Annotated in this window: 10 protein-coding genes; 7 read left to right on the top strand and 3 right to left on the bottom strand. The window is 71.3% G+C overall.

What is annotated here, in order from left to right:
* Positions 1-131: 131 nt before the first annotated feature.
* Positions 132-1,550 (top strand): sugar porter family MFS transporter, encoded by a 1,419-nt coding sequence (locus AMK26_RS12490; RefSeq protein WP_073754572.1) that lies wholly within the window; start codon positions 132-134, stop codon positions 1,548-1,550.
* A gap of 40 nt (positions 1,551-1,590) precedes the next feature.
* Here the strand turns inward: AMK26_RS12490 and AMK26_RS12495 are convergent, their stop codons facing one another.
* Both AMK26_RS12495 and AMK26_RS12500 read right to left on the bottom strand, forming a co-directional pair.
* Positions 1,591-2,571: an LLM class flavin-dependent oxidoreductase gene (locus tag AMK26_RS12495; RefSeq protein ID WP_073754573.1), complete on the bottom strand. Its 981-nt coding sequence runs from the start codon at positions 2,569-2,571 to the stop codon at positions 1,591-1,593.
* Between the two features lie 60 nt (positions 2,572-2,631).
* Entirely contained in the window at positions 2,632-4,101 is a 1,470-nt protein-coding gene (locus AMK26_RS12500; RefSeq protein WP_073754574.1) for a cytosine permease, read from the bottom strand.
* 138 nt (positions 4,102-4,239) lie between these two features.
* Between AMK26_RS12500 and ftsY the strand changes: the two genes are divergently transcribed.
* The gene (gene ftsY / locus AMK26_RS12505) at positions 4,240-5,466 is read left to right on the top strand and encodes a signal recognition particle-docking protein FtsY (RefSeq protein WP_073754575.1); all 1,227 of its coding nucleotides are present in this window, start codon (positions 4,240-4,242) and stop codon (positions 5,464-5,466) included.
* Positions 5,467-5,559: 93 nt separating this feature from the next.
* Here the strand turns inward: ftsY and AMK26_RS12510 are convergent, their stop codons facing one another.
* Positions 5,560-6,210, bottom strand: coding sequence for a bifunctional DNA primase/polymerase (locus AMK26_RS12510; protein ID WP_073754576.1), 651 nt, complete (start codon positions 6,208-6,210; stop codon positions 5,560-5,562).
* Between the two features lie 427 nt (positions 6,211-6,637).
* On the opposite strand from AMK26_RS12510, the gene nsdA reads away from it, so the two are divergent.
* The 5 genes from nsdA (at position 6,638) to ffh (ending at position 14,238) form a co-directional block, all read left to right on the top strand.
* Positions 6,638-8,110 carry a transcriptional repressor NsdA gene (gene nsdA / locus AMK26_RS12515; RefSeq protein WP_073754577.1) on the top strand — a complete coding sequence of 491 codons (1,473 nt, stop codon included), beginning with the start codon at positions 6,638-6,640 and terminating at the stop codon, positions 8,108-8,110.
* Positions 8,111-8,430: 320 nt separating this feature from the next.
* Positions 8,431-9,777, top strand: coding sequence for an ammonium transporter (locus AMK26_RS12520; protein WP_073754578.1), 1,347 nt, complete (start codon positions 8,431-8,433; stop codon positions 9,775-9,777).
* Positions 9,774-10,112, top strand: coding sequence for a P-II family nitrogen regulator (locus AMK26_RS12525; RefSeq protein ID WP_073754579.1), 339 nt, complete (start codon positions 9,774-9,776; stop codon positions 10,110-10,112). Before AMK26_RS12520 ends, AMK26_RS12525 begins: the two co-directional genes overlap by 4 nt.
* Positions 10,113-10,123: 11 nt before the next feature.
* Positions 10,124-12,559, top strand: a complete 2,436-nt coding sequence (locus AMK26_RS12530) for a [protein-PII] uridylyltransferase (RefSeq protein ID WP_073754580.1) — start codon at positions 10,124-10,126, stop codon at positions 12,557-12,559.
* Positions 12,560-12,687: 128 nt separating this feature from the next.
* Positions 12,688-14,238, top strand: a complete 1,551-nt coding sequence (gene ffh / locus AMK26_RS12535; RefSeq protein ID WP_073754581.1) for a signal recognition particle protein — start codon at positions 12,688-12,690, stop codon at positions 14,236-14,238.
* Positions 14,239-14,302 lie beyond the last annotated feature (64 nt).

Consider the following 14,302-nt stretch of genomic DNA (forward strand, 5'->3'; position numbering starts at 1 on the left):
ACTTCGAAACTTGAAGGAATAGTCTCTGCAACGTTGCTTTTACCTTCAAGTGGTGGGCGGCGTGAAGTTGTGCGCCACTGGAAGGGCTCGCCCCCCATGCCCGGCGACGGCGCCGGGTACCAGGAGTTCACGTGACCAGCACAGCGCAGCCACCGGCGTCGGGGGCCCGCGAGGCCCACCCCGACCACCTCGGCCATGTCATCTTCATCACGGCCGCCGCCGCGATGGGCGGATTCCTCTTCGGCTACGACAGCTCCGTCATCAACGGCGCCGTCGAGGCCATCCGCCACCGGTACGAGATCGGTTCCGGCACCCTCGCCCAGGTCATCGCGGTCGCCCTCGTCGGCTGCGCCATCGGTGCCGCCGTCGCCGGCCGGATCGCCGACCGCATCGGCCGCATCCGCTGCATCCAGATCGCCGCCGTCCTCTTCACCGTCAGCGCCGTCGGCTCCGCCCTGCCCTTCGCGCTCTGGGACCTCGCCATGTGGCGCGTGGTCGGTGGCTTCGCCATCGGCATGGCGTCGGTGATCGGCCCCGCGTACATCGCCGAGGTCTCCCCGGCCGCGTACCGAGGCCGGCTCGGCTCCTTCCAGCAGGCCGCGATCGTCATCGGCATCGCCGTCTCCCAGCTGGTCAACTACGGCATCCTCCAGCTCGCCGACGGTGACCAGCGCGGCGTGATCGCCGGCCTGGAGGCCTGGCAGTGGATGCTCGGCGTCATGGTCGTCCCGGCCATCCTGTACGGCCTGCTCTCCTTCGCGATCCCCGAGTCGCCCCGCTTCCTGATCTCCGTCGGCCGCAAGGACAAGGCCAAGGAGGTCCTCGCCGAGGTCGAGGGCCACAACGTCGATCTCGACGCCCGCGTACGCGAGATCGAGATCGCGATGCACCGCGAGCACAAGTCGACCTTCCGCGACCTGCTCGGCAGCCGCTTCGGCTTCCTGCCGATCGTCTGGGTCGGTATCGGCCTCTCGGTCTTCCAGCAGCTCGTCGGCATCAACGTCGCCTTCTACTACTCCGCGACCCTGTGGCAGTCGGTCGGCGTCAACCCGGAGAGCTCGTTCTTCTACTCGTTCACCACGTCGATCATCAACATCGTCGGCACCGTGATCGCGATGGTCCTGGTCGACCGGGTCGGCCGCAGGCCGCTCGCCCTCGTCGGCTCCGCCGGTATGGCGATCGCCCTCGCCTTCGAGGCCTGGGCCTTCTCCGCCGACCTCGTCGACGGCAAGCTGCCCGCCACCCAGGGTGCCGTCGCCCTGGTCGCCGCCCACCTCTTCGTGCTCTTCTTCGCCCTCTCGTGGGGCGTGGTGGTCTGGGTCTTCCTCGGCGAGATGTTCCCCAACCGCCTCCGCGCCGCCGCCCTCGGCGTCGCCGCCTCCGCGCAGTGGATCGCCAACTGGACCATCACCGCGAGCTTCCCGTCCCTGGCGGACTGGAACCTCTCCGGTACGTACGTCATCTACACGGTCTTCGCCGTGCTCTCCATCCCCTTCGTGCTCAAGTACGTGAAGGAGACCAAGGGCAAGGCGTTGGAGGAGATGGGCTAATCCCCGCTGCCCCTCTCCTCGGAACGAGAACTGCCCCGGTTCAGGCCCCGACGGCCTTGAGCCGGGGCAGTACGTTCTCGCCCAGCAGATGCAGCGCGCGCCACCCCTCGTCGACCGGCATCCCGCCACACAGCGGATGCAGTACGAGACCCCCGGCGCCCAGCGCCACGCACTCGTCGGGCGTCACCACCCGGTACACCCCCTCCGCCCGCAGCTCCTGAACCGTCGTCGCACGCGACCGCACCGCCGAGCGGATCCCCTCCGACTGCCAGGAGGCGTACGTCCGCGCCTCGTGCAGCAGGTGCTCCCCGTACACCGCCCACGTACGGTCCGGGTCCTCCGACAGGTGCAGCAGCGGCGTCGCCGCCGCCGGCATCACGCAGAAGCCCTCCGTCCCGAAGGCGGCCCGCTGCTCGTGGTAGTACGCCTCCAGCTCCGGCAGGTGCGCGCTCGGGAAGAACGGCAGGCCCAGCCGGGCGGCCCGCCGGGCGGCCGGCCGTGACGAGCCGCCCACCAGCAGCAGCGGGTGCGGCCGCGTGTACGGGCGCGGGGTGACCCGTACCGTACGGCCCTGGTACGTGAACTCCTCGCCCGTCCACGCCCGCAGCACCGTCTCCAGCAGCAGGTCCTGGAGCTGCCCGCGCCGGCCCCAGTCGACGCCGTGCGCCGCGTACTCCTCCGGCCGGTAGCCGATCCCCGCGACCGTCACCAGCCGCCCCTTCGACAGCAGGTCCAGTACGGCGACCTCCTCCGCCAGCCGCAGCGGGTCGTGCAGCGGGCCGATGACCGCCGAGACGGTGACACCGATCCGGCGGGTCGCGCCGAAGACCGCGCCGGCGAAGACCAAGGGTGAGGGCAGCCAGTTGTTCGCGGCGCCGTGGTGCTCCTCCGTCTGGACCGTGTCCACGCCGATGCGGTCGGCGTACGCGGCCATCTCCAGCGCCGCGCGGTAACGCCCGGCGAGGGCCTCGGGAGTCGCGCCGGGCGCCACGAGGTTGAACCGGACCACTGTGAAGGCCATGAGAAGTCCCCCTCCGCCGGACGGTGAACGCGGCGAAGAGGGACGTTAGCTGACGCGACGTCAGATGGAAACAGGGACGGATTCGGGCGCCGTCCTGGCCTCCTGGGGCTCCTGCCGCGAGCTGCGCGGCAGCACGCCGTACAGCACCGCCGCAACCACGATCGTCACCAGCCAGCCCAGACCGTTCGCACCGATCCACGAACCGGCGAGCGGCCCGGCGAACCAGTCGACCTTCGTGAACAGCAGCCCCACCGCCAGCGCCACGCCCCACGCGGCCATCGCCTGCCACGCGAAGCCGCCCCGGTACCAGTAGGCGCTCGTCCGGGTGGTGTCCATCAGCGCCTCGCCGTCGTACGACGTCCGGCGCAGCATGTCGACGCCGAAGACGCCGATCCACGCCGAGAACGCCACCGCCAGCAGCGTCAGGAACGAGATGAACGAGCCGATGAAGCTGGTCGCCACCACCATCAGCAGGAAGCCGAAGACCAGGGAGATCACCGCGTTCACGCTGACCGCCCAGGCGCGCGGCACGTTGATGCCCAGCGTCTGCGCGGTGAACCCGGCCGAGTACATCGACATCGAATTGATCAGCAGCATGCCGATCAGCGCGATCACCAGGTACGGCACCGAGATCCACGCCGGCAGCAGCTCGCCGATGAACGACACCGGGTCCTGCGCGGACGCCAGGCTCGGCGTCGACACCGCCATCACCGCACCCATCAGCACCATCGGCAGCACCACGATCCCGGCCCCGCCGACCGTGGAGGCGACCATCGCCCTCGACGACGCCGTACGCGGCAGATAGCGCGTGAAGTCCGGACCGGAGGGCACCCAGCTGATGCCGCCCGCCGCGATCGTGCCGATACCCGCGATCATCATCGCCGTCGAACCGGCCGGCCTGGCGAAGACGGCACTCCAGTCGGTGTTGGCGACCAGGTAGACCAGCACGAGGACGGAGAACGCGCCGAAGAGGTACGTGGACCACGTGCTGCACACGCGCAGGGCGTTGATGCCCAGACCGGAGACGAGGAAGGTCGCGGCGACGAAGAGGAGGAGGGTGGTGACGATGAGGACGGTGTTGCTCTTGATGCCGAAGAGCAGGTCGAGGACGGTGAGGACGGCGTACGCGCCCGTCACCGCGTTGATCGTCTCCCAGCCCCAGCGCGCCACCCAGATCAGCGTCCCCGGGAAGAGGTTCCCGCGCTGCCCGAACACCGCGCGGGACAGCGCCATGCCGGGGGAGCCGCCGCGCTTGCCCGCGATCGAGATCAGACCGACGATCCCGTACGAGAGGACGGGCGCGGCGATCGCGACGGTCAGCACCTGCCAGAAGTTCAGGCCGTTGAAGACGATCAGGCCGGCGCCCATGGTGAGCAGCAGCACACTGATGTTCGCCGCGACCCAGGTGGGGAACAGCTCCCGGATGTGACCGGTGCGCTCGGCATCGGGGACGGGCTCGAGGCCGCGGGTCTCTATCGCTGTCTCTGTCGCGGTCTCTGTCGCGCCTTCGGACTCGGAGGCGTGGGGCATGGATCAGCTCCGTGCGGGAGGAGGGGGATTCCCCGCATCGTACGTTCCTGTCCATAAAGGTCCAAACAGGGGCCTTGGTCCCGGGTGCATGCTCCGAGACCGCTCGACCGGGCGGTCGTGGCCGATACTGGACGGGTTATGGAAATCCTCATCCTTGCTGTAGTCATCGCTCTGGTCGCGGTCGGCGCGATCAGCGGCCTCGTGGTCAGCAGCCGCAAGAAGAAGCAGCTGCCGCCGCCCCAGGCGCCGTCGAGTACGCCGACCATCACCGCTCCGCCCGCCGAGCCGCACGTCGGCGAGGAGGCGGAGACACCGCGGGAGGAACCGCGCCGCACCATCGAGGAGGTGGACCTCCCGACGGCCGAAGAGGCGCTGGAGGCCCCCGCCGCCGTCGAGGACCCGCTCGTCGCGGCGCCGCCCGCGCCCGAGATCGAGGTTCCGGAGCCGACCGCCGGCCGGCTGGTCCGGCTGCGCGCCCGGCTCGCCCGCTCGCAGAACACCCTGGGCAAGGGCCTGCTGACCCTGCTGTCGCGGGAGCACCTCGACGAGGACACCTGGGAGGAGATCGAGGACACCCTCCTCACGGCCGACGTCGGTGTCACCCCGACCCAGGAGCTGGTGGAGCGCCTGCGCGAGCGCGTGCGTGTCCTCGGTACGCGTACGCCCGAGGAGCTGCGCGCCCTGCTGCGCGAGGAGCTGCTCACCCTCGTCGGTACGGACCTGGACCGCACCGTCCACACCGAGAGCGACCTGGACACGCCGGGGATCGTCATGGTCGTCGGCGTCAACGGCACCGGCAAGACCACGACCACCGGCAAGCTGGCGCGGGTGCTGGTCGCCGACGGCAAGTCGGTGGTGCTCGGCGCGGCGGACACGTTCCGCGCGGCGGCCGCGGACCAGCTCCAGACCTGGGGCGAGCGGGTCGGCGCACGCACGGTGCGCGGGCCGGAGGCGGGCGACCCGGCGTCGGTCGCGTACGACGCGGTGAAGGAAGGTATCGCCGAGGGCGCCGATGTGGTGCTCATCGACACGGCGGGCCGGCTGCACACCAAGACCGGTCTGATGGACGAGCTGGGCAAGGTCAAGCGCGTCGTGGAGAAGCACGGCCCGCTGGACGAGATCCTGCTCGTCCTGGACGCCACGACCGGCCAGAACGGACTGGTCCAGGCGCGGGTCTTCGCCGAGGTCGTCGACATCACCGGCATCGTGCTCACCAAGCTGGACGGCACGGCCAAGGGCGGCATCGTCGTCGCGGTCCAGCGGGAGCTGGGCGTCCCGGTGAAGCTGGTCGGCCTGGGCGAGGGCCCGGACGACCTGGCCCCCTTCGAGCCGGAAGCCTTCGTCGACGCCCTGATCGGCGACTAGCCTCCCACCGGGCGGGCGCCCTTCCGGGGGTGCCCGCCCCGGGGCGGGGCTGTGCCGGGCTTGCCCGTCCGGGCGGTGGGGGCGTGGCCCCCGTTACGTCGCCGACCGGTGGCAGATGTACGCCAGCGTGCCCAGCAGCAGGCGGGCCTGGGGCGGGGCGCCCGCGTCGAGCGTCGGGGGGCGGAGCCAGCGGGCGGGGCCCAGGCCCGCGTGGTCCGACGGGGGAGCCGTGATGTGCGCGCCCGGGCCCAGGCACCGCAGGTCCAGGTCGGCGTCGTCCCAGCCCATCCGGTACAGCAGCTGCGGCAGCTCCGCCGCCGCGCCGGGCGCCACGAAGAACTGGGCCCGGCCCGTGGGCGTGACGCACACCGGGCCCAGTGGCAGGCCCATCCGCTCCAGTCGGACCAGCGCCCGGTGACCGGCCTGCTCCGCCACCTCCAGCACGTCGAAGGCGCGGCCCACGGGCAGCATCAGCGCCGCGCCCGGGAACTCCGACCAGACCTCGGCGACCGCGTCGAGCGTCGAACCCGCCGGCACCTCGGGCGCGAAGCCCAGCGGGTGCGCCCCCGGAGCCGTACAGGCCGGGTCGCCGCAGGAGCACCGGCCGGACGCGGCCCGGGCGCCGGGGACCACGTCCCAGCCCCACAGGCCGGTGTACTCCGCCACCACGGTGCACTCCGTGGCGCGGGCGCCGCGCCGCCGCGAGCCGGACAGGATGCGGGAGCCGCCGATCGTGAAGCCCATGTCCCCTCCAACGGTGGAAATCGCCGGTGGTTACGACCCGGAGTCCCACCGTGACGTACCGTCGCGGCCGTACCCCAGCGGGCGGCGCGCAGTGGTGCGCAGGGTGGTGCGTCCCGTAGCGCACGCCTTGTCGCGCTACCGTCCGCCGACTCCCGATCGTCGTCGTGTCAAGTGAATCGCGCCTGGCGGCGGGGGAGTTCATTCGAAGGGGTGGCGAATGGTGGCGTTTATGGAAACGGCCTCGCCGGACGGGTGATCGTAGGATTACTTTCAGTGCACGAACCCGGGGTAGTGACCGCGCAGGTGGGTATGCCGGAGGCAAGCCGGTTCCCTGTTCGAAGGGTGCAACCTCCGGACGGGCGGCCGCGATCGACGGCATTCTGATACGGGTTCGCGCAACAGTGATTCGGCGGATGGGGGCCTTCCAGTGGGCGGCAGTGGCGCAGACGGTACGAACGCCGGGAAGCGCCCGAACGAGCAGCTGAGCTCGTGGTTCGTGCGCAGCGGCTGGTCGAAGGGCGAGCTGGCGCGTCAAGTGAACCGACGGGCGCGCCAGATGGGCGCACACCACATCAGCACCGACACCTCGCGCGTACGGCGCTGGCTCGACGGCGAACAGCCGCGCGAGCCCATCCCGCGCATCCTGTCCGAACTGTTCTCCGAGCGGTTCGGCAGCGTCGTCGCCATCGAGGACCTCGGGCTGCGCACGGCACACCAGTCACCCTCGGTGTCCGGCGTCGACCTCCCCTGGGCGGGCCCCCAGACCGTGGCCCTGCTCAGTGACTTCTCCCGCAGCGACCTGATGCTGGCCCGGCGCGGCTTCCTCGGCACCTCGCTCGCCCTGGCCGCCGGCCCCGCCCTCATCGAGCCCATGCAGCGCTGGCTCGTACCCACCCCCACCGCCGAACCGGCCCGCGCCGAACCGACCGCCCCGCGCCGCCCCACCCGGCTCTCCCGCGCCGAGCTCGACCTGCTGGAATCCACCACCGTCATGTTCCGCCAGTGGGACGCCCAGTGCGGCGGCGGGCTGCGCCGCAAGGCGGTCGTCGGCCAACTTCACGAGGTCACCGACCTGTTGCAGGAGCCGCAGCCCGCCTCGACCGCCAAGCGGCTGTTCAAGTGCGCCGCCGAACTGGCCGAACTGGCCGGCTGGATGAGCTACGACGTCGGCCTCCAGCCCACCGCCCAGAAGTACTTCGTCCTCGCCCTGCACGCCGCCAAGGAGGCCGGCGACAAGCCGCTGGGCTCGTACATCCTCTCCTCCATGAGCCGCCAGATGATCCACCTCGGACGGCCCGACGACGCGCTGGAGCTCATCCACCTCGCCCAGTACGGAAGCCGGGAGTGCGCGACCTCCCGCACCCAGGCCATGCTGTATGCGATGGAGGCCCGGGCGTACGCGAACATGGGTCAGCCCAGCAAGTGCAAGCGGGCCGTGCGGATGGCGGAGGACACCTTTGCCGACGTCGGCCTCGACGGCGAGCCCGAGCCCGACTGGATCCGCTTCTTCTCCGAGGCCGAGCTCAACGGGGAGAACGCCCACTCCTACCGCGACCTCGCCTATGTGGCCGGCCGCAGCCCCACGTACGCCTCGCTCGCCGAGCCCGTGATGCAGCGGGCCGTGGACCTGTTCTCCAAGGACGACGACCACCAGCGTTCGTACGCCCTCAACCTGGTCGGCATGGCCACCGTGCACCTGCTCAAGCGCGAGCCGGAGGAGGCCACCAAGCTGGCCGAATCCGCCCTCGGCGTCGCCCGGCGGGTCCGCTCCGAGCGGGTCAACACCCGGCTGCGCAAGACCGTGGACACGGCGGCCCGCGACTTCGGAGACGTACCGGAGGTCGCCAGGCTCACCGACATCCTCACCGCCCAGCTCCCCGAGACCGCCGAAGCGGTTTAAAAACACGGCGGTACATAAGACCCCGGCCGCGACCGTCACCCCGTACAGCCCGACTCGGCTCCCCCATTGCCAGGTCAACAGGGTGACCGTCGCGGCCGGTCCCATGACGTGTGCGGAGGGTACTCCCGTTACATCCCCGTGACTCCGCGGTTCATAGCGACGTAACACACCCGCCCTCTTCGTCACTGCGGCGAAACATCGTGCGGCATTGACCGAAACCGCGCTGCGTAAATCTCGGGCTCATAACCGGCCACCCCTCATAGCCGAACGCAGCACCGGCTCAGCCCCGCACAGGCCGTACCGACGACGAGGAGACGCCGATGCCCCCAGGCATCACGACCCTTGCCGCAGACGCACCCACGCTGTCTGCCGCCAACACCGGGTTCATGCTCATCTGTTCCGCCCTGGTGATGCTGATGACGCCCGCCCTCGCCTTCTTCTACGGAGGCATGGTCCGCGTCAAATCCACTCTCAACATGCTGATGATGAGCTTCATCAGCCTCGGGATCGTCACGATCCTGTGGGTGCTCTACGGCTTCAGCATCGCCTTCGGCACCGACTCGGGCTCCATCGTCGGATGGTCGTCCGACTACGTCGGGCTCAGCGGCATCGGGATCACCGAGCTGTGGGACGGCTACACCATCCCGGTGTACGTCTTCGCCGTCTTCCAGCTGATGTTCGCGATCCTCACGCCCGCCCTGATCAGCGGCGCGCTCGCGGACCGCGTGAAGTTCACCGCGTGGGCCCTGTTCATCGCCCTGTGGGTCACCGTCGTCTACTTCCCCGTCGCCCACTGGGTGTGGGGCGCAGGCGGCTGGCTCTTCGAGATGGGCGTCATCGACTTCGCGGGCGGCACCGCCGTCCACATCAACGCCGGTGCCGCCGCCCTCGGCGTGATCCTCGTCATCGGCAAGCGCATCGGCTTCAAGAAGGACCCGATGCGGCCGCACAGCCTGCCGCTGGTCATGCTCGGCGCCGGCCTGCTGTGGTTCGGCTGGTTCGGCTTCAACGCCGGGTCCTGGCTCGGCAACGACGACGGCGTCGGCGCGGTGATGTTCGTCAACACCCAGGTCGCCACCGCCGCCGCGATGCTCGCCTGGCTCGCGTACGAGAAGATCCGCCACGGCGCCTTCACCACCCTCGGCGCCGCCTCCGGCGCGGTCGCCGGCCTCGTCGCCATCACCCCGGCCGGCGGCTCCTGCTCGCCGCTCGGCGCGATCGCCATCGGCGCCATCGCCGGTCTCCTGTGCGCCATGGCCGTGGGCCTGAAGTACAAGTTCGGCTACGACGACTCCCTCGACGTCATCGGCGTCCACCTCGTCGGCGGTGTGGTCGGCTCCCTGCTGGTCGGCTTCTTCGCCACCGGCGGCGTCCAGTCCGACGCCAAGGGCCTCTTCTACGGCGGCGGCCTGGAGCAGCTCGGCAAGCAGGCCACCGGAGTCTTCGCCGTCCTCGCCTACTCTCTGATCGTCTCCGCGCTGCTCGCCTTCCTCATCGACAAGGTGATGGGCATGCGCGTCAGCGAGGACGACGAGGTCCGGGGCATCGACCAGGTCGAGCACGCCGAGACGGCGTACGACTTCAGCGGGGCCGGCGGCGGTGCCGGCTCGCGCAAGTCCCTCACCGAGGCCCTGCCCGCAGCGGAGAACAAGAAGGTGGACGCATGAAGCTCATCACCGCGGTCGTCAAGCCGCACCGCCTGGACGAGATCAAGGAGGCCCTCCAGGCCTTCGGAGTCCAGGGCCTGACCGTCACCGAGGCCAGCGGCTACGGACGGCAGCGCGGCCACACCGAGGTCTACCGGGGCGCCGAGTACACCGTCGACCTCGTCCCGAAGATCCGCATCGAGGTGCTGGTCGAGGACGAGGAGGCCGAACAGCTCATCGACGTGGTGGTGAAGGCCGCCCGTACCGGCAAGATCGGTGACGGGAAGGTGTGGAGCGTCCCCGTCGACACCGCCGTACGCGTCCGCACCGGCGAACGCGGACCCGACGCACTGTAAGGAGCCCACGGGTGACGAGTACCGAAGTGACCAGCGAAGACTCGGGACCCAGCGGCTACGCGGCGGCCCGGCTGCGCCTCCTGACGCAGGAGGCGCGGTCCGGGCCGCCGCGCCGTGCCGCCCTCGCGCGGCTCACCGACGACTGGCTGACCGCCCTGCACGCGGCCGCCGCCCCGCCCCGCGGCACCGCCCTCGTCGCCGTCGGCGGCTACGGACGCGGCGAGCTCTCCCCGCGCAGCGACCTCGACCTGCTCCTCCTCCACGACGGCAGCGCCGACGCCGCCACCATCGCGGCCCTCGCCGACCGCATCTGGTACCCCGTCTGGGACCTCGGCCTCGCCCTCGACCACTCCGTCCGCACCCCCGCCGAGGCCCGCAAGACCGCCGGCGAGGACCTCAAGGTCCAGCTCGGCCTCCTCGACGCCCGCCCCATCGCGGGCGACCTCGGCCTGGTCGCCGGATTGCGTACGACCGTCCTCGCCGACTGGCGCAACCAGGCACCCAAGCGGCTGCCCGAGCTCGGTGAACTGTGCCGGGAGCGCGCCGAACGCCAGGGCGAGCTGCAGTTCCTCCTCGAACCCGACCTCAAGGAAGCCCGCGGCGGACTGCGCGACGCCACCGCGCTGCGCGCCGTCGCCGCCTCCTGGCTCGCCGACGCCCCCCGCGAAGGGCTCGCCGAAGCCCGCCGCACCCTCCTCGACACCCGCGACGCGCTCCACCTCGTCACCGGGCGGGCCACCGACCGCCTCGCCCTCCAGGAACAGGGCCAGGTCGCCGGCGCCCTGGAGCTGCTCGACTCCGACACCCTGCTCCGCCAGGTCTACGAAGCCGCCCGCACCATCTCGTACGCCGGCGACGTCACCTGGCGCGAGGTCAACCGTGTCCTCAAGGCCCGCTCCGCCCGCCCCCGGCTGCGCGCCATGCTCGGTGGCGGCAAGGCCCAGCCCGAGCGCACCCCGCTCGCCGAGGGCGTCGTCGAGATGGACGGCGAGGTCGTCCTCGCCCGCACCGCCCGTCCCGAACGCGACCCGGTCCTTCCGCTGCGCGCCGCCGCCGCGGCCGCCCAGTCCGGCCTGCCCCTCTCCCTGCACGCCGTACGCCACCTCGCGGCCACCACGAAACCGCTGCCCGAGCCGTGGCCGGCCGACGCGCGCGAGGAACTCGTCACGCTGCTCGGTGCCGGGGAACCCACCGTCCCCGTCTGGGAGGCCCTGGAGGCCGAAGGCCTCATCACCCGCCTCCTGCCCGACTGGGAACGCGTCCGCTGCCGCCCGCAGCGCAACCCCGTCCACACCTGGACCGTCGACCGGCACCTCGTCGAGACGGCGGTACGCGCCGCCGCCCTCACCCGCCGCGTCGGCCGCCCCGACCTCCTCCTGGTCGCCGCCCTCCTCCACGACATCGGCAAGGGCTGGCCCGGCGACCACTCCGTGGCGGGCGAGACCATCGCCCGGGACGTGGCCGGCCGGATCGGCTTCGACCCGCACGACGTCGCCGTCATCGCCGCCCTCGTACGCCACCACCTGCTGCTCGTCGAGACCGCGACCCGCCGCGACCTGGACGACCCGGCCACCGTCCAGTCCGTCGCCGCGGCCGTCGGCTCGCCCTCGACCCTGGAACTCCTGCACGCCCTCACCGAGGCCGACGCCCTGGCCACCGGCCCCGCCGCCTGGTCCTCCTGGCGCGCCTCACTCGTCGCCGACCTGGTCAAGCGGGTCGCGGGCGTCCTCGCGGGCGACACACCCCCCGCCCCGGAGCCCGCCGCCGCTCCCAGTGCCGAGGAGGAACGCCTCGCCGTCGAAGCCCTCCGCACCGGCGAACCGGTCCTGACCCTCCACGCCGAGTCCCCTTCCGACCACACGGAACCGGAACCGGTCGGCGTCGAACTGCTCATCGCCCTCCCCGACCAGCCGGGCGTCCTGCCCGCCGTCGCCGGGGTCCTCGCCCTGCACCGCCTCACCGTCCGCTCCGCCGACCTCCGCGCCATCGACCTGCCCACCGAGCTCGGCCCCGCCGCCGTCCTCGTACTGAACTGGCGCGTCGCGGCCGAATACGGCTCCCTGCCGCAGGCCACCCGGCTGCGCGCCGACCTCTTCCGGGCCCTGGACGGCTCCCTGAACATCGCCGCCCGCCTCGCCGAGCGGGAAGCGGCCTACCCGCGCCGGCGCGGCGTCACGGCCCCGCCACCGCGGGTCACGGTCGCCCCGGCCGGTTCGACGCTGGCCACGGTCATCGAAGTCCGCGCCCATGACGCCCCGGGCCTGCTGCACCGCATCGGCCGCGCCCTCGAGACGGCCGAGGTCCGCGTCCGCAGCGCCCACGTCTCGACGCTGGGCGCGAACGCTGTCGACGCCTTCTACGTCACGGACGCCACAGGCGCCCCGCTCACCCCGGAAGAGGCCTCGGAGGTGGCCCGCACCCTGGAGACCGACCTCCGCAACCGGTAGGGCCCGCCCTGGCGGGCGGCCGCTTCCGGACGGCCGCTTCCGGGCGGGGCTGATGCTCACCGGCGCGAGGCGGATACCCTGGGGGGCGAGTGTCCGCCCGACCCCTACACCGAGGATCCGCGACCGCCGTGTTCGATACCCTCTCCGACCGCCTTGCAGCGACTTTCAAGAACCTCCGAGGCAAGGGCCGCCTCAGCGAGGCGGACATCGACGCCACGGCACGTGAGATCCGTATCGCGCTGCTGGAAGCGGACGTCGCCCTGCCCGTCGTCCGCGCCTTCATCAAGCAGGTCAAGGAGCGGGCGCTCGGCGCCGAGGTCTCGCAGGCGCTGAACCCTGCCCAGCAGGTCATCAAGATCGTCAACGAGGAGCTCATCGGCATCCTCGGCGGCGAGACCCGCAGGCTGCGGTTCGCCAAGACCGCGCCGACCGTGATCATGCTCGCCGGTCTCCAGGGTGCCGGTAAGACCACCCTCGCCGGAAAGCTCGGCCTGTGGCTGAAGGGCCAGGGCCACTCCCCGCTGCTCGTCGCCTGTGACCTCCAGCGCCCCAACGCCGTCAACCAGCTCTCGGTCGTCGCCGAGCGCGCCGGCGTCGGCGTCTACGCGCCGGAGCCGGGCAACGGCGTCGGAGACCCGGTCCAGGTCGCCAAGGACTCCATCGAGTACGCGCGCACCAAGCAGTACGACATCGTCATCGTCGACACCGCCGGCCGCCTCGGCATCGACCAGGAGCTGATGCAGCAGGCCGCGGACATCCGCGACGCCGTCAGCCCCGACGAGGTGCTGTTCGTCGTCGACGCCATGATCGGTCAGGACGCGGTCAACACGGCCGAGGCGTTCCGCGACGGCGTCGGCTTCGACGGCGTGGTGCTGTCCAAGCTCGACGGCGACGCCCGCGGTGGTGCCGCGCTGTCGATCGCGCACGTGACCGGCCGCCAGATCATGTTCGCCTCCAACGGCGAGAAGCTGGACGACTTCGACGCGTTCCACCCGGACCGCATGGCGTCCCGCATCCTCGGCATGGGCGACATGCTCTCGCTGATCGAGAAGGCCGAGCAGACCTTCAGCCAGGAAGAGGCCGCCAAGATGGCCTCCAAGCTGGCGAGCAGCAAGGGCAAGGACTTCACCCTCGACGACTTCCTGGCCCAGATGGAGCAGGTCAGGAAGATGGGCTCCATCTCCAAGCTGCTCGGCATGCTCCCGGGCATGGCCCAGATGAAGGAGCAGATCAACAACATCGACGAGCGTGACGTGGACCGTACGGCCGCGATCATCAAGTCGATGACGCCGGGCGAGCGCCAGGACCCGACGATCATCAACGGCTCCCGCCGGGCGCGTATCGCCCGTGGTTCCGGTGTCGACGTCAGCGCGGTCAAGTCGCTGGTCGAGCGCTTCTTCGAGGCCCGCAAGATGATGTCCCGCATGGCCCAGGGCGGCGGGATGCCCGGTATGCCTGGCATCCCGGGCATGGGCGGTGGCCCCGGCCGGCAGAAGAAGCAGGTCAAGCAGGCCAAGGGCAAGCGCAAGAGCGGCAACCCGATGAAGCGGAAGGCCGAGGAGCAGGCCGCGGCGGCGCGCCGCGAACAGGCTCAGCAGGGCGGCGCGTTCGGGCTGCCGAACGGTGAGCCGGGCAAGGACTTCGAGCTCCCCGACGAGTTCAAGAAGTTCATGGGCTGACCAGCAACCCGCAGGGCGCGGACTCCCGCCCCCCGCCGAACGGGCGTCCACCACGGGTGGACGC

The sequence above is a fragment of the Streptomyces sp. CB03234 genome, assembly GCF_001905885.1.
In the GTDB taxonomy this organism is placed as follows: domain Bacteria; phylum Actinomycetota; class Actinomycetes; order Streptomycetales; family Streptomycetaceae; genus Streptomyces.